At 44.9% G+C, this 19,331-nt stretch carries 15 protein-coding genes, 11 tRNA genes and 1 rRNA gene; 5 read left to right on the top strand and 22 right to left on the bottom strand.

The window, feature by feature from the left end:
• The first annotated feature begins 24 nt into the window (after nucleotides 1–24).
• Entirely contained in the window at nucleotides 25–1,011 is a 987-nt protein-coding gene (locus NKT06_RS27580) for a helix-turn-helix transcriptional regulator (RefSeq protein ID WP_253441122.1), read from the top strand.
• 38 nt (nucleotides 1,012–1,049) lie between these two features.
• Here the strand turns inward: NKT06_RS27580 and NKT06_RS27585 are convergent, their stop codons facing one another.
• Complete coding sequence (locus tag NKT06_RS27585; protein WP_253441124.1) at nucleotides 1,050–2,234, bottom strand: MFS transporter; 1,185 nt, start codon at nucleotides 2,232–2,234, stop codon at nucleotides 1,050–1,052.
• A 185-nt stretch (nucleotides 2,235–2,419) separates the two neighbouring features.
• On the opposite strand from NKT06_RS27585, the gene NKT06_RS27590 reads away from it, so the two are divergent.
• Both NKT06_RS27590 and NKT06_RS27595 read left to right on the top strand, forming a co-directional pair.
• A complete protein-coding gene (locus NKT06_RS27590; RefSeq protein WP_253441126.1) occupies nucleotides 2,420–3,286 on the top strand; it encodes a LysR family transcriptional regulator in 867 nt (288 codons plus the stop codon).
• Nucleotides 3,287–3,306: 20 nt separating this feature from the next.
• Complete coding sequence (locus NKT06_RS27595; protein WP_253441128.1) at nucleotides 3,307–3,981, top strand: VOC family protein; 675 nt, start codon at nucleotides 3,307–3,309, stop codon at nucleotides 3,979–3,981.
• Nucleotides 3,982–4,024: 43 nt separating this feature from the next.
• Here the strand turns inward: NKT06_RS27595 and NKT06_RS27600 are convergent, their stop codons facing one another.
• The gene (locus tag NKT06_RS27600; protein ID WP_253441130.1) at nucleotides 4,025–4,390 is read right to left on the bottom strand and encodes a MerR family transcriptional regulator; all 366 of its coding nucleotides are present in this window, start codon (nucleotides 4,388–4,390) and stop codon (nucleotides 4,025–4,027) included.
• A 129-nt stretch (nucleotides 4,391–4,519) separates the two neighbouring features.
• Here NKT06_RS27600 and NKT06_RS27605 point away from each other — a divergent pair, with 129 nt between their 5' ends.
• Nucleotides 4,520–5,170: a nitroreductase family protein gene (locus NKT06_RS27605; protein WP_253441132.1), complete on the top strand. Its 651-nt coding sequence runs from the start codon at nucleotides 4,520–4,522 to the stop codon at nucleotides 5,168–5,170.
• A gap of 207 nt (nucleotides 5,171–5,377) precedes the next feature.
• Here the strand turns inward: NKT06_RS27605 and NKT06_RS27610 are convergent, their stop codons facing one another.
• The 8 genes from NKT06_RS27610 to ppc all read right to left on the bottom strand — a co-directional run bounded on the left by NKT06_RS27610 (nucleotide 5,378) and on the right by ppc (nucleotide 17,048).
• The gene (locus NKT06_RS27610; protein WP_253441134.1) at nucleotides 5,378–5,890 is read right to left on the bottom strand and encodes a cysteine hydrolase family protein; all 513 of its coding nucleotides are present in this window, start codon (nucleotides 5,888–5,890) and stop codon (nucleotides 5,378–5,380) included.
• Nucleotides 5,891–6,054: 164 nt separating this feature from the next.
• Nucleotides 6,055–7,887, bottom strand: coding sequence for a glutamine--fructose-6-phosphate transaminase (isomerizing) (gene glmS, locus NKT06_RS27615; protein ID WP_076217241.1), 1,833 nt, complete (start codon nucleotides 7,885–7,887; stop codon nucleotides 6,055–6,057).
• Between the two features lie 740 nt (nucleotides 7,888–8,627).
• Nucleotides 8,628–9,968, bottom strand: coding sequence for a phosphoglucosamine mutase (gene glmM / locus NKT06_RS27620; RefSeq protein ID WP_253441135.1), 1,341 nt, complete (start codon nucleotides 9,966–9,968; stop codon nucleotides 8,628–8,630).
• Between the two features lie 72 nt (nucleotides 9,969–10,040).
• Nucleotides 10,041–11,534, bottom strand: a complete 1,494-nt coding sequence (locus tag NKT06_RS27625; RefSeq protein ID WP_253441137.1) for a CdaR family protein — start codon at nucleotides 11,532–11,534, stop codon at nucleotides 10,041–10,043.
• A complete protein-coding gene (gene cdaA, locus NKT06_RS27630) occupies nucleotides 11,527–12,363 on the bottom strand; it encodes a diadenylate cyclase CdaA (RefSeq protein WP_017692119.1) in 837 nt (278 codons plus the stop codon). The genes NKT06_RS27625 and cdaA overlap by 8 nt, the downstream gene beginning before the upstream one ends.
• A gap of 314 nt (nucleotides 12,364–12,677) precedes the next feature.
• Nucleotides 12,678–13,292: a zf-HC2 domain-containing protein gene (locus NKT06_RS27635; protein WP_253441139.1), complete on the bottom strand. Its 615-nt coding sequence runs from the start codon at nucleotides 13,290–13,292 to the stop codon at nucleotides 12,678–12,680.
• A 136-nt stretch (nucleotides 13,293–13,428) separates the two neighbouring features.
• Nucleotides 13,429–13,995 carry an RNA polymerase sigma factor SigW gene (gene sigW, locus NKT06_RS27640; protein ID WP_017692117.1) on the bottom strand — a complete coding sequence of 189 codons (567 nt, stop codon included), beginning with the start codon at nucleotides 13,993–13,995 and terminating at the stop codon, nucleotides 13,429–13,431.
• Nucleotides 13,996–14,255: 260 nt separating this feature from the next.
• The gene (gene ppc, locus NKT06_RS27645) at nucleotides 14,256–17,048 is read right to left on the bottom strand and encodes a phosphoenolpyruvate carboxylase (RefSeq protein WP_253441141.1); all 2,793 of its coding nucleotides are present in this window, start codon (nucleotides 17,046–17,048) and stop codon (nucleotides 14,256–14,258) included.
• A 580-nt stretch (nucleotides 17,049–17,628) separates the two neighbouring features.
• Between ppc and NKT06_RS27650 the strand changes: the two genes are divergently transcribed.
• Nucleotides 17,629–17,970 (top strand): WGxxGxxG family protein, encoded by a 342-nt coding sequence (locus NKT06_RS27650; RefSeq protein ID WP_253441143.1) that lies wholly within the window; start codon nucleotides 17,629–17,631, stop codon nucleotides 17,968–17,970.
• Between the two features lie 215 nt (nucleotides 17,971–18,185).
• Here the strand turns inward: NKT06_RS27650 and NKT06_RS27655 are convergent.
• The 12 genes from NKT06_RS27655 to rrf form a co-directional block, all read right to left on the bottom strand.
• A tRNA-Gly gene (locus NKT06_RS27655) sits at nucleotides 18,186–18,256 on the bottom strand.
• 10 nt (nucleotides 18,257–18,266) lie between these two features.
• Nucleotides 18,267–18,340 (bottom strand) — tRNA-Pro (locus NKT06_RS27660).
• 15 nt (nucleotides 18,341–18,355) lie between these two features.
• A tRNA-Arg gene (locus NKT06_RS27665) sits at nucleotides 18,356–18,432 on the bottom strand.
• A 6-nt stretch (nucleotides 18,433–18,438) separates the two neighbouring features.
• Nucleotides 18,439–18,513, bottom strand: a tRNA-Gly gene (locus tag NKT06_RS27670).
• Nucleotides 18,514–18,523: 10 nt separating this feature from the next.
• Nucleotides 18,524–18,604 (bottom strand) — tRNA-Leu (locus tag NKT06_RS27675).
• 6 nt (nucleotides 18,605–18,610) lie between these two features.
• Nucleotides 18,611–18,686, bottom strand: a tRNA-Lys gene (locus NKT06_RS27680).
• A 6-nt stretch (nucleotides 18,687–18,692) separates the two neighbouring features.
• Nucleotides 18,693–18,767, bottom strand: a tRNA-Gln gene (locus NKT06_RS27685).
• A 10-nt stretch (nucleotides 18,768–18,777) separates the two neighbouring features.
• Nucleotides 18,778–18,853 (bottom strand) — tRNA-Val (locus tag NKT06_RS27690).
• 7 nt (nucleotides 18,854–18,860) lie between these two features.
• Nucleotides 18,861–18,932 (bottom strand) — tRNA-Glu (locus NKT06_RS27695).
• A gap of 10 nt (nucleotides 18,933–18,942) precedes the next feature.
• Nucleotides 18,943–19,015, bottom strand: a tRNA-Thr gene (locus NKT06_RS27700).
• Nucleotides 19,016–19,018: 3 nt separating this feature from the next.
• Nucleotides 19,019–19,094 (bottom strand) — tRNA-Asn (locus tag NKT06_RS27705).
• 84 nt (nucleotides 19,095–19,178) lie between these two features.
• Nucleotides 19,179–19,295, bottom strand: a 5S ribosomal RNA gene (rrf, locus tag NKT06_RS27710).
• Nucleotides 19,296–19,331 lie beyond the last annotated feature (36 nt).

Consider the following 19,331-nt stretch of genomic DNA (forward strand, 5'->3'; position numbering starts at 1 on the left):
ATGGCACCATTAAGAGGGTTTGATATGAAAAAATCAGAACGTATAAATCAGATGCTGCGCTATATTAATCAAAAACAACAGTTCACCCTGCAAGATCTTATGCAGGAGTTCCAGATCTCCAAACGAACCGCGATAAGAGATATCGCTTCATTGGAAGAGATGGGTGCACCCATCTATGTCGAATATGGGCGCTACGGCGGATATCGACTGCTGCAACAGATGCAGCTGCCTCCCATTTCGTTCAATACGGGTGAGCTTCATGCCCTTTATTTTGCGATGCAGGCCCTCCGCAGCTTCTCCAGCTTACCCTTTCAGGTATCTTTCCGTACAATTCATGAAAAATTTATGAGCGCATTATCCGACAAGCAGCGACAGGATATTGAGAACATCCAACACCGGGTTTCCTTCCAACATACGGAGCAGATCCGAGATAGTGCACATTTGGAACTTCTGTTGATGGCTGCTGTGCAGAATATAGTGATCCAGATTACATATGCTCATCAACGTAGATCCCATGATCAAAGGCCATCTTCTGCATACACCAATATCCGCACCATTCAACCCATCGCACTCTATGCGAGGAAAGGCTACTGGTATTGCCAGGCCTATGATCTGCATAAACAAGCGTACCGAGTATTCCGTTGCGACCGGATCATTTCAGCCGAAGTGTCCTACATTGAACCTTTGGCTCACGTTATTGAACTTCATCCACAGGATACCCATTCGTTATGGGAACCATCACCAGATGCTATTCCATTTCAATGTCGGATTGACGAAGCCGGGGTTGAACTTTTCCAGCAAGAACATTTTCCATCCATGCAGATCTTACAAGTCAAAGAATCGGATAATGAATCGGCACACATGCTTCTTGTGGGTTCGTATGAGACTCATGAACTTGATTTCATTGTTCGATACCTCGCAGGATTCGGTAAATCCATTCGAATTATGGAACCCGACACGTTAAAGGAATCATTGCGGCAGTACTATATGGACTTGTTAGATCATGTATAAAGATTATATTTCTACACCCATTTAACTTTACATGACTATTAGCTCCGCTCCTGGCCAACAACTTTTAAACTTTTTTTATTGCCAATAGCTATCTGAACGATCATCTGCAGCACAATAATGATAGCCAAACCGTAGAAAGCTTGCACGAAGCTGCCTGTCAGATCGTGAAGCCAACCAATTGCCAGCGGCCCAAGGGCTCCAAGAATATAACCACCAGATTGCGTCATGGCAGACCAGCTGCTGGCTTCCTGAGCATTGCTTGTCTCATCAATCGGCAACATCAGTGCGATCGGGAATAGTCCACCTGCACCAATACCAAGCGGAATCGCCGCGAGCCACGGGCTGACAGAGAGATTGAGCATCAGGACACCTATCAATTCCAACAACGCACATCCAACAAGCCAGAATACACGTCTTTGGTATCGGTGTACAAGCATGGGAATGAATAACGTTGAGGGCAGCGATATCAATGTGAATAACGTTTGAATGTTGCCAGCAGTCTCTTGGCTATATCCCTGACTTTGAATGGCTGGTGCAAGCCAAGCGGTTAATGAATAGAAGATCGCTGCCATCAGTCCAAAGAACAATGTCAGCACCCATGCACGCCTGTTCTTCACCGGAAGTGGTACATGAATGACAGACGAAGTTTGTCCGGATTGTCGATCTGTACGCGCAGAACAGGCTAACTTTAACCAGATCGGCAATGCAATGGCTGCGAGTAATGCCCATGTGGCCAAAGACCCTCTCCAAGACCCACCCAGCGTATGCTGGAGCGGAACCGATAACCCCACACTAATGCTGGCCCCCATCACCATCGCTGTAGAGTAGATGCCTACCATGGCTGCCACTCGGTTAGGGAAATACTGCTTAATGAAACTGGATAACAGCGGCCCTGCCAGTGCAATCCCTACACCGGACAAAAAAGAAGTAAACATCATTAACGGAGTTGCACCCACGAACAATCGTAATCCTGTACCTATCCCAATAAGGATTATAGCCAGTACAATGGCACCTTCGTTCCCCCACCTTCGACTTAATCTTACGGAGAACGGAGCGAATATGCCCATACATAATACCGGCAGTGTAGTTAACAGACTGGCCATCATGCCACTCAAACCCAGATCATTTTGTATGGTGCTCATCAGAGGAGATATGGAGGTAATGGGTGGTCTTAAGTTTAGTGAAGCCAGAATCAGTGCCAATACAATATAAAAAAGTTTCATTATGAATCACCTCATGGTAGTAATATCTTTGCCCTCATCCAAGATCCAATTCATTAATGACATGATCTTCGAGTGGTATAGGATTAAGTATAAAATCATTAGAATGATTGAACAATACTATTATTTCTATTAAAATGATTACTAAAACCAATGATGTGAGGTGATTCCCCATCGAGATTCGTCAGATGGAAAACTTTATTGCGGTGTGTGAGGAGCTTCATTTTACTCGGGCGGCTGAGAAACTTGGCATATCTCAACCTACGTTGAGTCAACAAATACGTGGGTTGGAGGATGAACTTGGTGTACCTTTGTTTGACCGTGTCGGCAAAAAGATTGTAATGACCCAGGCAGGAACTCTGTTTCTGGAGCACTGTGTACAGATGATCCGGCATTTACAGAATACTCAAGATGCGCTAGCAGAATTCCGCAATGATCAGCGAGGTCGGTTAGTCATTGGTGTTCTTCCATCCGATTTGGATTACCGTATCACTCCATTGCTCGTTGATTTTCATGCCCGATTCCCTAAGGTGCAATTGAAGGTTATATCTTCGATCTATGTCGTGAATCAAGTGTTGGAAAATGAAGTTGACATCGGCATTGAGATCACATCTGCCCCTGATGATCGGCTTGTACGCATTCCTTTGTGCAGTGAAGAATATGTACTAGTCGTTTCCGAGAATCATGATTGGGCAGAACGAGGTACGATTGGAATCCAGGAACTGCGTGATATTCAAACGGTGATGTTCCCCGAAGGATTTACGGGTAGAGAATTGGTTGACGGTTATTGCCGTAAATACGGATTCACCCTCAATACCATCATGGAGACCAGTTCGGCAACCTCGATCATTAGTCTGGTCAAAGCCAACGTTGGAGGAACACTGCTGCCTTATCCTCTGATCCAAGCCATGAATGAACCCTCGTTACGATGCATTCGAATTACAGACGATCCGCCATACCGACACTTTGAGATCATCCATCGCTCCGACCGTTACCTGACGCAATCCGCCAAGGCATTTATTGAGAAGACAATCGAGTATTTCAATCAAAGGTGAGTTTAAAAGGGGAGATTGTAATGATAATAAGAGAAGTTGGTTTGTTCACACATCAGATCGAGGCCATGAGAGAGTTTTACGGTACACTACTGGAATTGGAACTTGCGGAGGATAATACAACATTCGTTTCTTTCACTGCGGGCAACTCGGTCCTAGCTTTCAAGAAGGCGCCAGAACAAGAGCGTCCCTACTATCATGTAGCGTTTACGATTCCAACGAATAAACTCGCTGATGCGAAAAGATGGGCCCAATACCGTAACATTTCATTGCTCTCCAAAGATGGACAGGATGAATTTTATTTCCCCTACTGGGATGCAACAGCCTTCTATTTCTATGATCCAAACGGCAACTTGATGGAATTCATCGCTCACCATTCACTCGATAATGCAGTCGATGAAGCTTTTGAAGCAAAGCATCTGTTATGTATTAGTGAAATCGGCTTGCCTGTGGATGATGTTCCTGAGACGATGAGCACATTGAATGGGCATTTTCAACTTGAACCCTTTGCCGGAGACGGAAAACAATTCTCCCCTACGGGTGACGCAGAAGGCATGTTTATTGTCATTGATAAACAGATGCCCTGGTTCCCTGATGGCCGTATGCCTGGTGTATTTGTCACGGAGGTTAAGGTGGAAACGGGGCAGCTCGGTAATCTACGTATACAAGAGGGTCTGTACTCTATTGTTTCCATTTGAAGTACAAACCTACTGACTGAAAAGCTCAAGAGGAACGTGCAACTCAATACTTACCAAAACCATCTTCACACGTGATATCCGCTTTAAGAATTTCGTACAGATTCTGTTTGGAATTCTCTAATTTCTTTTGCGCCTCTTCTATTTCTGATATTTTCGCTTGGATAATGCTTGCTTGTTCATTACTTGAATGTCCCTGTTTAGAGACCATAGACTGGATCTCATGAATCGTAAAACCTACAGCTACACATTGTTTGACTACTTCCAGATGCTGAATAATGCTCTGCGTATAGATCCGATAGTTATTTTGATCTCTCAGCACATGTTCATCCGTGATAATACCTATTTTCTCATAGTACCGAATCGTGGATATTGGTAGATTTACACTGTTCGCTACTTCACTAATCTTCATCTGAATCGCCCCGTTTCTTCTTCTTGCTATAAAGTATACTTCATAGTTTACAATCCTCATAGTGAGACGGATGGAGGTATAATCCATACCCCAATCTCACTAATATTAGATATGAGGAGAGATATCCATATGAATACAATTACCGGCCAATTCAACAAAACCAATGATTTTGATACCATTGTCTTGGAGCGCCATTCCGTTAAAGCCTACGACCCTAAAGTGAAAATCAGCCGCGAAGAGATGACCGAAATACTGGCAAAAGCTTCACGTGCCCCTTCGGCGATTAACATGCAACCGTGGCGTTTTCTTGTCATCGACAGTGCTGAAGGCAAAGAAAAGCTTGCACCACTGGCATCTTTTAACCAGACACAGGCACTAACGTCTTCCGCTGTCATTGCCGTATTTTACGATGCTAACAATGTTGAATACATGGAGGAGATTTTCAGCAAATCGGTGGAACTTGGATACATGCCACAAGACATTATGGACATGCAGATGCAGCAGGTACAACCTTACTATGCGAACATAACTCCAGCCGAACTGCGTGATATGAACCTCATTGACTCTGGCCTCATATCCATGCAACTCATGCTCGTTGCCCGTGCTCATGGTTATGATACAAACCCTATGGCTGGCTATGATAAAGCCCAGATTGCTGAAACCTTCGGTCTGGATAAAGAGCGTTTCCAGCCCGTGATGTTGATCTCCATAGGGAAAGCAGCCAAGGAAGGCTACCTCTCGTATCGTCTCCCGGTTGAAACGACTACAACTTGGGCGTAACCAATAACTTTACACATTCTTTCTTATCTAAACCACTGTTAATATAGAAAACGCGTACTTGTATTTAAATAATAAAAAGAGGTCCTATGACAATATTTTATGTCATTAGGACCCTCTCTACATGCCTTCAATGTTATGTTAATACCATACAGATGTTTGGTTTTATTTTCAAAATTCTCATGTGGTGGGTTTGTACGATCCGTTTTTCTACGATTCACCATCTATCCATTTCAAGAATCTATGGTTCCATATGTTTTCATAAAAAGAAATCGTCTCTTTTGCCGACATCCATGGATTATCTAAAGTGGAAGTTCCATCCTGTATCATATTGTTGTCGTATCCCAATCCGTGAGCATATTTTATTGTAGCATCCATACAGTATTCTGTTTGCGCACCACAAAACTCGATACGACGTACAGCTAATTGGTCCAAGAGACTTTTCAGATTGGTTTCGTAAAACGAATTCGCATGTGTTTTACGCACTAAAAAATCTTGCTCTTGAACATCAAGATCAGCATGGATAGCCCATGGTTCTTCTCCTGGCACTAATGATTCATCACAATGTTGGACAAAAATGATCGGTTTACGTAGTTCTCTATACAAAGCAATTCTTCTATTTACTCTATTGAGTAGATTATTCAAATCATACAAATGATTTCCATCATAACAAACGCCATTTTGTAGATCGACCACGATCAATACATCCATACAAGTCTCCATCCTTTCACCTCTCTTCGTTTGCGATATGTCCATTCAACTTAGATCTATTGATGTGAAAATTCCTATGATCAGTATACTGGATAACAAAAAAAGATGATATGACCAGGTCATATCATCTTTTCGAATAACTATTTACTTGTTAAAAAATAAATTCAGATTCAACCTTACTCAACCGTTACGCTTTTCGCAAGGTTACGTGGTTTATCCACATCGTGACCCAGTGCCAGAGAAGCATAGTATGCCAGCAATTGCAGCGCAACTACAGACAGAGCCGGGCTCAAGAGTGGCAGCGTCTTAGGAATCGCAAACGCTTGGTCTACGGATTTCAGCAATGGTGCTACGTGCTCTTCGTACGTAATTGCCAGTACATCCGCACCACGTGCTTTCACTTCTTTGATATTGCTCACTGTTTTCTCAAGTACGTTCTCCTGCGTTGCCAAGGCAATAACAGGGATACCGTCTTCGATTAATGCAAGCGTACCGTGTTTCAACTCCCCTGCAGCATAAGCTTCAGAGTGAATATAAGAGATCTCTTTCAGTTTCAACGATCCTTCTTGAGCTACTGCATAGTCAAGACCGCGGCCGATGAAGAAGAGATGTTCATGTTTGGAGATTTGCTCTGCATATCCTTTGATTGCTTCTGCTTGCTCCAACATGGATTCTACTTGCTCAGGCAATGCTTGCATTGCAGCCAGCGTGTGTGCAATCTCTTCAGCAGATTGTGTACCACGAACTTGTGCAAGGTACAGACCAAGCAAGTTGAACGCGATCAACTGTGAAGTATACGCTTTGGTAGAAGCTACTGCAATTTCAGGACCTGCCAATGTTGCGATAACATCATCTGCATCACGTGCAATGGAGCTGCCCACTACGTTTGTGATTGCCAGTACATGTGCGCCATTGGATTGTGCTTCACGCAATGCAGCAAGCGTATCGGCAGTTTCACCGGATTGGCTCACTACGATTACGAGTGTATCTTTGTGCACGATTGGGGAACGGTAACGGTACTCGGAAGCCACATCTGTTTCAACCGGAATACGCACCAATTGCTCAATCACTGTACGTCCAACCAGACCTGCATGGTACGCTGTACCACATGCAATGATTTGAACGTTACGGATATTTTTAATTTGTTCTTCAGTCATTTTCAACTCAGGAAGTTGAACCTTTTTGCCTTCATTATCGATGCGACCCAGCATTGTATCACGATATGCTTTTGGTTGCTCATGAATTTCTTTCAGCATGAAGTGCTCGAATCCGCCTTTTTCTGCAGTTACAGCATCCCAATCGACACGAATCATTTCCCGAGAAATAAAGTTGCCTTCAATCGTCATCAATTCGACAGCATCATGTGTCAATACAGCCATCTCACCATCATTCAGAATGTACACGTTACGTGTATGTTCCAGAATTGCCGGGATGTCGGAACCAATGAAGTTCTCCCCTTCACCAATACCAATAATCAATGGGCTTGCTTGACGCACAGCTACGAGTTTCTCAGGCTCATGCTCTGTCAATACGCCCAGTGCGAATGCGCCACGCAACAACGTGATCACTTTTTGCACTGTTTTAACGATATCACCATTGTATTCACGTGCGATCAGGTGAGAGATAACCTCAGTATCTGTCTCGGAAGTGAATGTGTGACCTTGAGCCATCAATTCGTCTTTCAGATCCAGGTAGTTCTCAATAATACCGTTATGCACAACGGAGAACTTCTGACTTCCATCCGTGTGTGGATGAGAGTTCTCATCCGATGGTTTACCATGAGTTGCCCAACGTGTGTGTCCAATTCCGGCATTACCTACCAATGGTGCGCCATCCAGTTTGGCTTCAAGGTTCGCAAGACGACCCAGCGCTTTCGTGATTTGCAGACCTTCCGGTGTGAATACAGCGATACCTGCAGAATCATAACCACGATACTCGAGTTTCTTCAATCCTTCGACCAATACCGATTGAGTGTTCTTATTACCAATATATCCAACAATACCGCACATAGTTTATTTCCTCCGTTTGTATATGAATACTGTGTCACGAAGAGAAACAGGCAGAGGCGGCATATCGGAAAAATGAGTGATTGCCTAACGTTTCATGAATACTGTTACCTATTCAATTATCAATGATCAGAGCGACCTCGTGTCGCCCCGCTGTCATCATAAGCTGTTATGAATGCAATCATGAATGTACATCATTTTCCCGTCCGCGTACTGTTTACGCTCTTCACGCACATTCATTTGAATTTTAGTTTAACTCTTGCACCTGCACCGGCGCGTTGTGTGGACAGTCACCTATCCATTTTCCGCAATCCGGTTTACGGCTCTGGTGCTTCACCGGGAGGTCCCCGCCGAACAATCCGAACACCTCCACCTCGTCAGCTTGATTGCCGTTGATGTTAGTCAACTTTCCTTCAGCATCGAAGAAATCCTGATCAACATCTTCCCGCGCAACTCCAAGCTCTGGCGCTTGTGTAACTGTAACCTTACGTTCCTCACTTTCTGTGTCTGAATGACGACTCCACTCATTATATGCACGTTAGGTTCATTTTGCAATGGAGCAAAGTACCTGTGACAATTTCGGCATATTTACCCACAATCCCGACCTTATAAACAGACCCATGGTCTCACTAGGCCGGGACGTAGGAATATGGGTTTGTATGGCATAAACCCTGTTAGATTAAACCTTATGAGACATTGATTCCCTTGAAACAACTGTGTTTGGAAGGCCTATCGATCAAGTCCTACACCAGTTCTTTTTGCACCACATCTGCGATTTGAGACACAAATTGTTCAAGTTCGTCTTTATCTGGTCCTTCCGCCATAACACGGATCAGGGATTCTGTACCAGAAGCACGAACGAGTACACGTCCATTATCGCCAAGTTGTTGTTCTACTGTAGCAATAGCTTGCTCGATTGCAGAATTTCCCTCGTATTTGCTCTTATCTTCAACACGCACATTCACCAATACTTGTGGGTACTGAGTCATTAGCGCTTTAAGCTCACTCAGTTTTTTACCGGAAGCCTTGAGCGTATCCACGAGTTGAATCGCAGTCAGCATGCCATCTCCCGTTGTATTGTAATCCAGGAAAATAACATGGCCAGATTGCTCTCCGCCCAGGTTGTAACCGCCGCGACGCATTTCCTCCATCACATAACGATCACCTACTGCAGTTTTAGCTGTTTTCAGTGCAAGTTTCTCTGTTGCTTTGTAGAATCCGATGTTACTCATAACCGTTGATACAACGGTGCTGTCCTTCAACTTGCCTGCACGATTCATGGCATCACCACAGATACACAGAATGAAGTCTCCATCCACCTCAGCGCCTGTCTCATCAATAGCAATCAGTCGATCCGCATCCCCGTCAAATGCAAGACCCAGATCCGCTTTATGTTTGAGCACTTCTTTTTTCAGGTTCTCTGGATGAGTTGATCCACATTGCTCATTAATATTCAGGCCATTAGGCTCAGCACCAATGGCAATGACTTCTGCACCAAGTTCACTGAACAATTTTGGTGCCAGCTCATAAGCTGCTCCATTTGCACAGTCCAAAACAATTTTAAGACCAGAGAATGACTCATTAACAGTCGTTTTCAGGAAGTCGAGGTAACGATAACGAGATTCCTCATCCGTCGTTACGGTACCTAGACCGCCACCAACTGGTCGTGGCAATTGATCTGTCTCCGCATCCATCAGCTCTTCAATCCGGTTCTCTGTCTCATCAGACAACTTGAAGCCATCTCCGCCAAAGAACTTAATTCCGTTATCCTCAACCGGATTATGGGAAGCCGAGATCATGACGCCCGCGTCAGCTTTCAACAAACGTGCAATATACGCCACTCCCGGAGTGGATACAACGCCCAGACGAATCACATCAGCGCCAATGGACAACAGACCTGCAACCAGTGCCGATTCCAACATCAATCCCGAGATACGAGTATCCATGCCGATAACCACTTTTGGTCTTTCCACACCACCTGCAAGCACGTAACCACCACAACGTCCAATGCTGTAAGCCAGCTCTGCCGTTAATTCTTTATTGGCAACCCCTCTTACACCGTCTGTACCAAAATATTTCCCCATGATTTAACTCCTTCTATTCGCATCATATACGAGCACTATTATTATTTTTTGAGAATTTTAAAATTAGAACGTTTACGGATTCGCGCCACTTTTACTGCCAGTACCGCTGTTATTATTATTTAAATTACCTCGACTGCTTGTGCTCCCCTGTTGGCCCTGATCCTGAGTATCCGTATTCGATTCCGTTTCTTCTTCATCAGGAACAGGCTCAGTTCCCCCATTTTCGACCTCGGCTGGTGTAGGGTCAGGTGCTACCGTTCCCTCGTCAGTCGGATCTTCGCTAGGAGTAGTCGTTGTGTCTTCGGCCTTTTCGCTAATTTTGACCGTTGCACTCAGAGCATTGGATGATTCATCCAGCTTGGCAAAACGGGGCAGGTCGGCTTCAAGCTTGATCTCATGCGTTCCAACCGCAAGTCCAGCAAGATCACCTGTCAACTTGATATCCTCACTACTCAGACCCTCAAGCATACTTGGTGAACCTGTGAGTGTAAGGTTCAGACCGCCGCTTCGAGGCGTAACAAGCGTCCCTTCCAGTCCATTCCCCGCACCGGTAAGTGTGATGGGGACGTTCGGAAAGACTTTGGTTGTCTCCTCTGCCTCGTCAAATGGTGATATGGTTACCTTGATCTGAATCGAACTAGGCTCGATTTTCTCAAAACCGGAAGGCGGCGTCAAGTCCACGTTAACTGTCGATGTACCCGACTGATCAAACTGTGTAAGATCAAGGGTCACTTGGTCGTAGGACTGTATACCCGCAAGCGCATCCTCAGATCCATAAACCGAGACTTCTTTCACGCTAGGCTCTACTGTGGAGAGAACCAGGCCTTCTGGTAGCTGTCCCGAATATTTGATTCTTAAGGGTATAGATGTATAGGGCTGATTGACCGGAACCCGGACTTCAACCGTTTGAGGCGTTATAATCGCGTTTTCAATGACCTTACCTTCAGCATCGTATGCTTGAAGTTTCACTTTTTTCTGTATGACGTCTTCCTTGGCATCTTTCACGCTCACACTGCCCTGGACCTTCGCTACAGCTTCGAGTTGCCCTTCGGGCAGAGTTACCTTAACCGGCGTCGAAGGTTCCATTACGGGCGTTCCAGCGCTGTATCCGGCGGATGGTTCCCCTTCGGGTACAATATTCACATTGAAGGATTTGGTGCCCAATTTTTCTACATTCACAGTAACCATAGAAGGCTCCATACTGACCACTTCTACCCCGGAAGGCAAATCAGGCACCAGCGGCAGTGTATTCGACCCATCTTTCACCTGACTCAGATCGACCAGTACCTTGTAATCGTCATTGGTAAAAATCGATGTTAGCATCGAGCGCTGCCCTTTGATCTCCAGCCGGACCTCATCTGTACTTAATGAAGTAAGCACATAGCTGTTGCTGTCTAATCCATAAGGTTGAACAGGCACTGTACGTTCCACAACCTTATTGGTTGTCCCTGTTGTAATCGTAGGGGTTGTTGGTACTTCATCCAGATGAATCATGAACCAGAGCAGTAGGCTTACCGCAAGCGCAAGTATTTTGGCAAAGTTATTATTGTTAAACCACTTATCCATTGTTACGTCCTCCCTTCCGTTTCCAGAAGGTTGTCCAACCATTCTTTTTCAGATTGGATGTAGGGCGCAACTCCTCATACAGTTTGGCAATCAGCGATTCTTCCTTAATATCACGAACGACCTGTCCATTCATTGCAAGTGACACTTGTCCTGTCTCCTCGGAGACAACCAAACAGATCGCATCTGCAACTTCGGTAATCCCGATTGCTGCACGATGACGTGTTCCCAATTCCTTACTGATAAACGGATTTTCTGATAATGGCAAATAACAAGCTGCCGCCGAAATCTGTTTTCCTTGTATAATGACGGCTCCATCATGGAGCGGTGTATTTGGAATAAAGATGTTAATCATCAGCTCCGAGCTGACCAGAGAGTGCATCTTAATGCCCGATTCCGTGTAATCGTTCAGACCCGTTTCACGTTCAAATACGACCAATGCGCCGATTTTACGCCGTGACAGGTAATTAACAGACTTAATAATCTCACCAATTAACACCGTTAATTCTTCATCACTCGCTGCCGCTGAACGTCCAAACAGCTTACCGCGTCCCAATTGCTCCAGACCACGACGCAGTTCCGGCTGAAAGATAATGAACACCGCAACGACACCAAACGTAAACATCTGGTTCATTAACCATTTGAGCGTATACAGGTTTAGCCACGTACTTAATGCCCAGATCAGCACAAGGAACAGAATTCCTTTCAGGAGCTGAACAGCACGTGTACCCCGCACAAGCAAAATCAGTTTGTACATAATATAGGTAACGATCAATATATCGATAACGTCCTTAATGGACTCTGTCCACGTTAAGTCAGCAAAATAATTCATAAGCCAGCCCCCGCTATCCCCATTGATGAGTAAACCCTGATCTCATATTAACCCATTAGGATTTTATATAATCCTTTGTCTCCGCATTTTTGCATCATTCGATTTGTGCAAAATGCGTATCTATATGTAGTAGTATGTTCTCTTTAGTATCTAGGTTATAACGTTAACGTTCAGGTTGCAAGTTACGGCAGTCTCAAACTGCACATAAACATCACATTTACCATGAATTACAAAGTTTACGTATAAAAAAAGAGTACCCCATGCAATCTGGAGGTACCCTGCTTGGTATATACCATTGAAGAATTTACCCTGTTCTAGCGATAAGCCACTTCATTTACCATATTGGTTATTTTGTACCAGAACCAGTCCAGCGCCTGATCAATACTTTTCACTTGACCTGAAATATGCGCTGTTGAAGCCTGAAACAGTTGTCCGTCGATAACCGTCAGATTGCCGTTCACATCACCATATACTTGCGCGGTTCCATTTTCTATCGTAAGATCGCCAGCAATTGACTTACCTTCAGGAACAATAACCGTGTTACCCTGAATCACGATCTGGTCCAGATTATTTCCTTTAACGACCATTTCGTTATTCTGATTCCAGAAATTCAAGGCGCTAAAGAGCATCACGATCAAAAAGAAGGCTGCCGCCGTCAGCGCGGGATGTCCTTTGACCCATTTGAGCCATACTTGCTGTCTCTTGGGCTGGGGCAGAGCATTCATAATTCGATTGGTCAGCTCATCAGAGGCAGACGGTGAATAGTGTTTCATGGCAAAGAGTAGCATTTCCGTCTGTTCCAACTCTTTAAAGCGCATGCGACAATCCGGACAGATCACAAGGTGACTTTTTAATTCAACCTTCTGGGCCGGGGACAACGACTCATCCAAACATTCATGCATTAAAGAGACGGCCGAGTTGCAATCCATATGAGAGCCAATCCTTTCTTAAATCACTTAGTCCATGAGCCATTAAAAAGCACGCATAAGACTTGCATACATTACATACGCATCCGTTTCGGATATGTTTCAAATAATTTCGCCCATATTTCAAGGCGTTTAACATTTATAACTTATACTCCAATTTTTTACGTAGAAAATCACGGCCCCGATGAACGCGTGTCTTGATCGTTGTTACGGGCATACCTGTCACGTCACTGATTTCCTGTAGCGACAAGTCTTGTAAATATCTCAGAATCATAACGGACTTATACTTGGCTGGCAAACTGTCAATGGCTTCACGAATGAGCGTCTGCGTCTCTGACAGGAGTGCTTCACTCTCCGGTGTACGATCATCACTCGGGAGCATCGCATAACCATCAGATCCTTCCTGATCATTCAGTTCAGCATCCAAAGAATACGAAGGTTTCTTTCTGCGCAGTCGGTCAATACACAGATTGGTCGCGATCCGGTAGATCCAGGTTGAAAACTTCTGGTTCGGATCATACTTCTCCATATTACGAAACACACGTAAAAACGTCTCCTGCACAACGTCTTCAGCTTCATGACGATTGTTCAGCATCCGATATGCCAAATGAAATAGCTTGTCCTTATATAGTTCAACGATTTCTGCGAAGGCTCTCTGGTCACCCTTGAGCACCAGTTTCACAAGCCTATTCTCCAAATTGTCCACCCTTATTCCCCCAGACATGCTGATGGGTCTTCCGTCTTCTGATACCCGTCCACACTTGTAATTCACCAATCAAATCGTAAATCAACTTTGGTCAAAAATCAAGACTGTATGACAAATATCCGCCAAAAACAGTAAAAACGGGAACTCCCGCAGGAGTCCCGTTTCATCTCTCACTCCGTAGAGCAGAGAATAGAGCTTTTATTCAACAAAATAATGAGTACTTTGTTACATATAATTATTCTGATGCAGCAGTTCAATAATCAACCTGTATTACGCAGCCCTGCAGCGATGCCATTGATGGTCAGCAACACTTCTCTGAGTAGTTCCGTATCGTCCTCACCACGTTCACGCATATCTCTGAGCTCGCTCAGAAGTTGAACCTGCATGTAGGACAATGGATCCACATAAGGGTTACGAAGACGGATAGATTCTTGAATAACCGGTACATCATCCAGAATTTCAGCTTCTCCGGTAATTTTCAGGATTAGCTCTTTTGTAAGCTTGAATTCCGATTCAATTTGACCGTATATGCGATCCCGTGCTTCCTTGTTGGAAGTCATGGCTGAGTACTCTTTGGCAATCACCAGATCTGCCTTGGCTACAGCCATCTGAACCGTATCAATCAGCGTGCGGAAGAATGGGAAGCTTGCATACATTTCTTTCAGGACAACCAGATTTTCCTCTTTATCCTGATAGAAACTTTGCAGCCCTGTTCCTGCCGCATACCATGCCGGAAGCAGATAACGACTTTGCGTCCATGCAAATACCCAAGGAATTGCTCTCAGATCTTCGAACTTGTCGCTACCTTTCCGTTTGGACGGTCGCGAACCAATATTCAGTTCACCCACCTCTGGAAGCGGTGTGGATTCCTTGAAGAAGGTAAAGAAGTCCGGATCACGGAAAATCAAATCCTGATATTTCGTCAAAGATACTTGTGAAATATCTTTGATGATGCTGTCCCAATGACGCTCGGATTCTGATTCTTGCGGCTCAAGACCATTCAGTGCTGCTGTAATCAGTGCAGAAGTTGCCTGCTCCAGACTACGGTATGCAATTCCCTGAAGGGAGTAACGAGAAGAAATAACCTCTCCCTGCTCTGTAATCTTGATGCCTCCACCAATGGTATGCGGTGGTTGAGCAAGAATACTGCGATTGAGTGGCATGCCGCCACGTCCAAGAGCTCCGCCACGTCCATGGAAGAACTTCAGCTTAACGCCGTGTTCATTACCTACAGCCGTGATCGCATTCATTGCTACACGCAGTTCCCAGTTGGCTGTAACCACTCCGCCATCCTTGTTACTGTCGGAATAACCTAGCATGATTTCATGTAGTTCGTTCCGTCCTTTTACGCTTGCGCGGTATACAGGAAGGTTAAATAGCTTCTGCATAATGTCCGAAGCCGCATGAAGGTCATCAATCGTTTCAAACAGCGGTACCGCTTGAAGTGTAGATACAACCTCACCATTGTTTCCTTTGGTGAATAAGCCTACTTCCTTGGCAAATACCATAACCTCCAGCAAGTCACTTGCGCCCTGCGTCATACTGATCAGGTAACTTGTGATACAGCCGGTCCCAAATTCGTTCTGGGCACGCTTAATGGTACGGAAGACATCCAGACACTCTTTGGTTCCCTCCGTGTATTGGTGATAAGGAGAAGTAAGCGGACGCGGATCATCCAGCAAACGAGCAAGCAGATCGATTTTACCGTCTTCAGTCAGACGCGCATAATCTTCTACAATGTTCATTTTTGCCAAAATCTCCGACATCGCATTTTCATGTTCCTGACTGTGCTGACGCACATCCAATGCTGCAGTATGGAAACCAAACAACTCGACTTGACGAATCATTTTGCGAATAGTTGTATCCGCTACGTAATCGGCAAAATGATGGCGCAGACTTCGATCAATAATCATCAGATCATCAATCAAATCCTGAGCGCTATGATAACGGTCAGCCTGACCTAATTTGTTCTCATCCAGTACATTGTTCAACTTGGCAATCATATAGGCCAATTTGATGCGGTATGGCTCTTTTTCATTCCGCCAGATATCCACTTTTTTCAATGTAACAGAATTGCGGTCCTGCTCAATCGACTGCACCAGCTCATCCGATACATGGATGATGTTCGTGCTGAAGCTGAGATGGCCCATAAGTTCAATCATAATCCGTTGGTATTCACGCAAAGCGAGCTTGCGTTGCATCAACAACGTCTGCCATGTTACATCTGAAGTTACCGAAGGATTTCCATCCCGGTCTCCACCGATCCAGGAACCGAACCGCAAATACGTCGGCACATGCCAGTCATGGTCAGGATAAAATTTGTTCAGGCAGCGTTCCAGCTCCTGGTATACATCCGGAAGTACGTGGAACAACGTTTCATGAAAGTAGTACATCCCGTTCCGCACTTCATCGAGTACAGTCGGTTTGCGGTCGCGAAGTTCATCTGTCTGCCAGAGTGTAATAACCTCATTCAGCAGTTTCTCACGCAACTGTTCACGTTCACGTAACGTCAGCGTAGGATTATCAAGTAGCATGACATCTTCGGATATCCGTTTGTGGATGTCCAGAATAACCCGGCGCATGGCTTCGGTTGGGTGAGCTGTCATAACGAGTTCAAGCGACAAATCGTCGAGAATCTCTTCCACCTCTGTATGAGACAACCCACGTTCCTTAAGATCCTGTACTGCTTTCTCAATCGATCCTGGCTGCACAGCGTCCCCTGCAGAACGTTCATAATCCCGTTTACGCCGGATCCGATGGTTTTGTTCAGCAATATTAACTAATTGAAAATAAATAGCGAATGCCCGAATAACCTGATGACGATTGTCCGAGTCTAATTCCTGGATCATCGTTTTGAACTCTGCATAGAGTTCTGGCAGAAATTCTGCACGCAACGATTTGCTCGTTTCCCGAATCTTCTCAACGATATCTAGAAGCTCCGTGCCGCCTTGATGGACAAGAACTTCTCCGAGTATATTGCCCAGGAACCGCACGTCTCGCCGAAGCAGGTTGTTGGATTGGCTTTTGCTGGCGGTTACCATAGTTTCAGTCATGCTTATCCTCCCATCTGATCGTTCCATTCGTACACGCAAATTTGACACCTTCATAACATCATACAATAAAATGGTACGAAAATCTTTATTTTTCTACTAGAAAAAATGGGGATTATCCCCGATTTACAGCACAAAAACACGCTTTTTTATTCATTTTCTTGTTCTGCTTCAATTAATGGTCATATGCTGCCGCATGATACCTTTTTCACATACTTTAGATAAATCTAATGTCTCATACCTATACTTAAAAACTCATAAATATACAGTTAATTTAGACATGAGTATCCGTACATGATTATTAGGTAAAACCGCATAATTGTATTATTTGAAGCCAGATGTCATACAAAGAAACATGACCGGCAAAGCAAGCTTTTGTATACTTTACCACAGTGACGCAATAAATTAAAGATGTAAATATAATTTTCTTCACATTACAGTCTGCTTTTTAGAAAAGTTTCTTATGTATGATTCCTAACATACTGTAATCAAGGCATAACTTTACAGACCATCCCTACATAATTTTCTTATCCTCTTGGGCAGATTAATTTATAGCTCTAAAAAAAAGGAGGACTCAAATCTAATGAAAAAAGCTACAACGATTATTGCTTCTGTGCTTCTCGTCGCTTCTATAGCTGGTCCTGCTGCTGCTGCTGATAATCACATGACCAAAGGAATGGACACCAACGGTTCACGTGTCCAGTCTTATCAGGACAGCAACTACATGAATCGTACAAATACCAACATGAACATGAACATGGACGGGAACTACCGCAACAATGGTGACTATCGTACCAACAGTGTTCGTGCTAACGCCGCAACAACCGATCGGGATAATGGCATGGATTGGGGCTGGCTCGGTCTGCTAGGACTCCTTGGTTTAGCGGGCATGCGTAGAAGAGTGACCGATCACAACGAGCGCTAATTGGGCCAAATCACATTACTTTAGCTGATGCCTCTAAAAGCATCTTCTTCCCAAAGAGTAAACAAAAGAGCCAAGACCCCCTCATTTAGCTTACAGAGGGGCGTCTTGGCTCTTTTTAATCCTATAAAGCTACATAATATAACTGCTACTTCCCGCATAGAAAAACAAATAAAAAACTCCCCACATGTGCGGAGAGTTTCTTATTAAATAATGTAAGCGGGTGATGGGAATCGAACCCACGCTATTAGCTTGGAAGGCTAAAGTTCTACCATTGAACTACACCCGCATAACAACAATCGGGATGACACGATTTGAACATGCGACCCCCTGGTCCCAAACCAGGTGCTCTACCAAGCTGAGCTACATCCCGATACTAAAAAAATAATGGCGCGCCCTGAGAGATTCGAACTCCCGGCCTTTTGATTCGTAGTCAAACGCTCTATCCAGCTGAGCTAAGGGCGCAAATATTGGAGCGGAAGACGGGAATCGAACCCGCGACCCTCGCCTTGGCAAGGCGATGCTCTACCGCTGAGCCACTTCCGCAAATAAAGGATGCGCGTGGAGGGACTTGAACCCCCACGTCAAAGACGCTAGATCCTAAGTCTAGTGCGTCTGCCAATTCCGCCACACGCGCATATAATGGTGAGTCATGAAGGGCTCGAACCTTCGACACCCTGATTAAAAGTCAGGTGCTCTACCAACTGAGCTAATGACTCATAAAATGGCTGGGGATATAGGATTTGAACCTATGCATGACGGAGTCAAAGTCCGTTGCCTTACCGCTTGGCTAATCCCCAATAAATTATATGGTGGAGGCTGAGGGGATCGAACCCCCGACCCTCTGCTTGTAAGGCAGATGCTCTCCCAGCTGAGCTAAGCCTCCATCTATATGACCCGTAGGGGATTCGAACCCCTGTTACCTCCGTGAAAGGGAGGTGTCTTAACCCCTTGACCAACGGGCCCCATTTCCAAAGCTCTCAACCGGGATCGAACCGGTGACCTCATCCTTACCATGGATGCACTCTACCTACTGAGCTATGAGAGCAAATGGCTCCCCGAACAGGGCTCGAACCTGTGACAACTCGATTAACAGTCGAGTGCTCTACCAACTGAGCTATCAGGGAATAATATGCATTTGCAGGGCAAATGCAATTCATCGTACAACGTCCACATGCAGAGCCTGTTTTCTATGTATGATGAAAGAGTTCGCTTGGCGGCGTCCTACTCTCCCAGGACCCTGCGGTCCAAGTACCATCGGCGCTAGAGGGCTTAACGGTCGTGTTCGGGATGGGTACGTGTGGAACCCCTCCGCCATCGCCACCAAACGCATAGCTGTGCTTACATTTCAGAGTGTTGTTCTC

Origin of the sequence: Paenibacillus sp. 1781tsa1 (genome assembly GCF_024159265.1) — a bacterium.
In the GTDB taxonomy this organism is placed as follows: domain Bacteria; phylum Bacillota; class Bacilli; order Paenibacillales; family Paenibacillaceae; genus Paenibacillus.

Excerpts from the sequence above, each read along its gene's own strand:
- NKT06_RS27580 (WP_253441122.1), top strand. The coding sequence starts at position 25 with ATGAAAAAATCAGAACGTATAAATCAGATGCTGCGCTATATTAATCAA.
- NKT06_RS27585 (WP_253441124.1), bottom strand. The coding sequence starts at position 2,234 with ATGAAACTTTTTTATATTGTATTGGCACTGATTCTGGCTTCACTAAAC.
- NKT06_RS27590 (WP_253441126.1), top strand. The coding sequence starts at position 2,420 with ATGGAAAACTTTATTGCGGTGTGTGAGGAGCTTCATTTTACTCGGGCG.
- NKT06_RS27595 (WP_253441128.1), top strand. The coding sequence starts at position 3,307 with ATGATAATAAGAGAAGTTGGTTTGTTCACACATCAGATCGAGGCCATG.
- NKT06_RS27600 (WP_253441130.1), bottom strand. The coding sequence starts at position 4,390 with ATGAAGATTAGTGAAGTAGCGAACAGTGTAAATCTACCAATATCCACG.
- NKT06_RS27605 (WP_253441132.1), top strand. The coding sequence starts at position 4,520 with ATGAATACAATTACCGGCCAATTCAACAAAACCAATGATTTTGATACC.
- NKT06_RS27610 (WP_253441134.1), bottom strand. The coding sequence starts at position 5,890 with ATGGAGACTTGTATGGATGTATTGATCGTGGTCGATCTACAAAATGGC.
- glmS (WP_076217241.1), bottom strand. The coding sequence starts at position 7,887 with ATGTGCGGTATTGTTGGATATATTGGTAATAAGAACACTCAATCGGTA.
- glmM (WP_253441135.1), bottom strand. The coding sequence starts at position 9,968 with ATGGGGAAATATTTTGGTACAGACGGTGTAAGAGGGGTTGCCAATAAA.
- NKT06_RS27625 (WP_253441137.1), bottom strand. The coding sequence starts at position 11,534 with ATGGATAAGTGGTTTAACAATAATAACTTTGCCAAAATACTTGCGCTT.
- cdaA (WP_017692119.1), bottom strand. The coding sequence starts at position 12,363 with ATGAATTATTTTGCTGACTTAACGTGGACAGAGTCCATTAAGGACGTT.
- NKT06_RS27635 (WP_253441139.1), bottom strand. The coding sequence starts at position 13,292 with ATGGATTGCAACTCGGCCGTCTCTTTAATGCATGAATGTTTGGATGAG.
- ppc (WP_253441141.1), bottom strand. The coding sequence starts at position 17,048 with ATGACTGAAACTATGGTAACCGCCAGCAAAAGCCAATCCAACAACCTG.
- NKT06_RS27650 (WP_253441143.1), top strand. The coding sequence starts at position 17,629 with ATGAAAAAAGCTACAACGATTATTGCTTCTGTGCTTCTCGTCGCTTCT.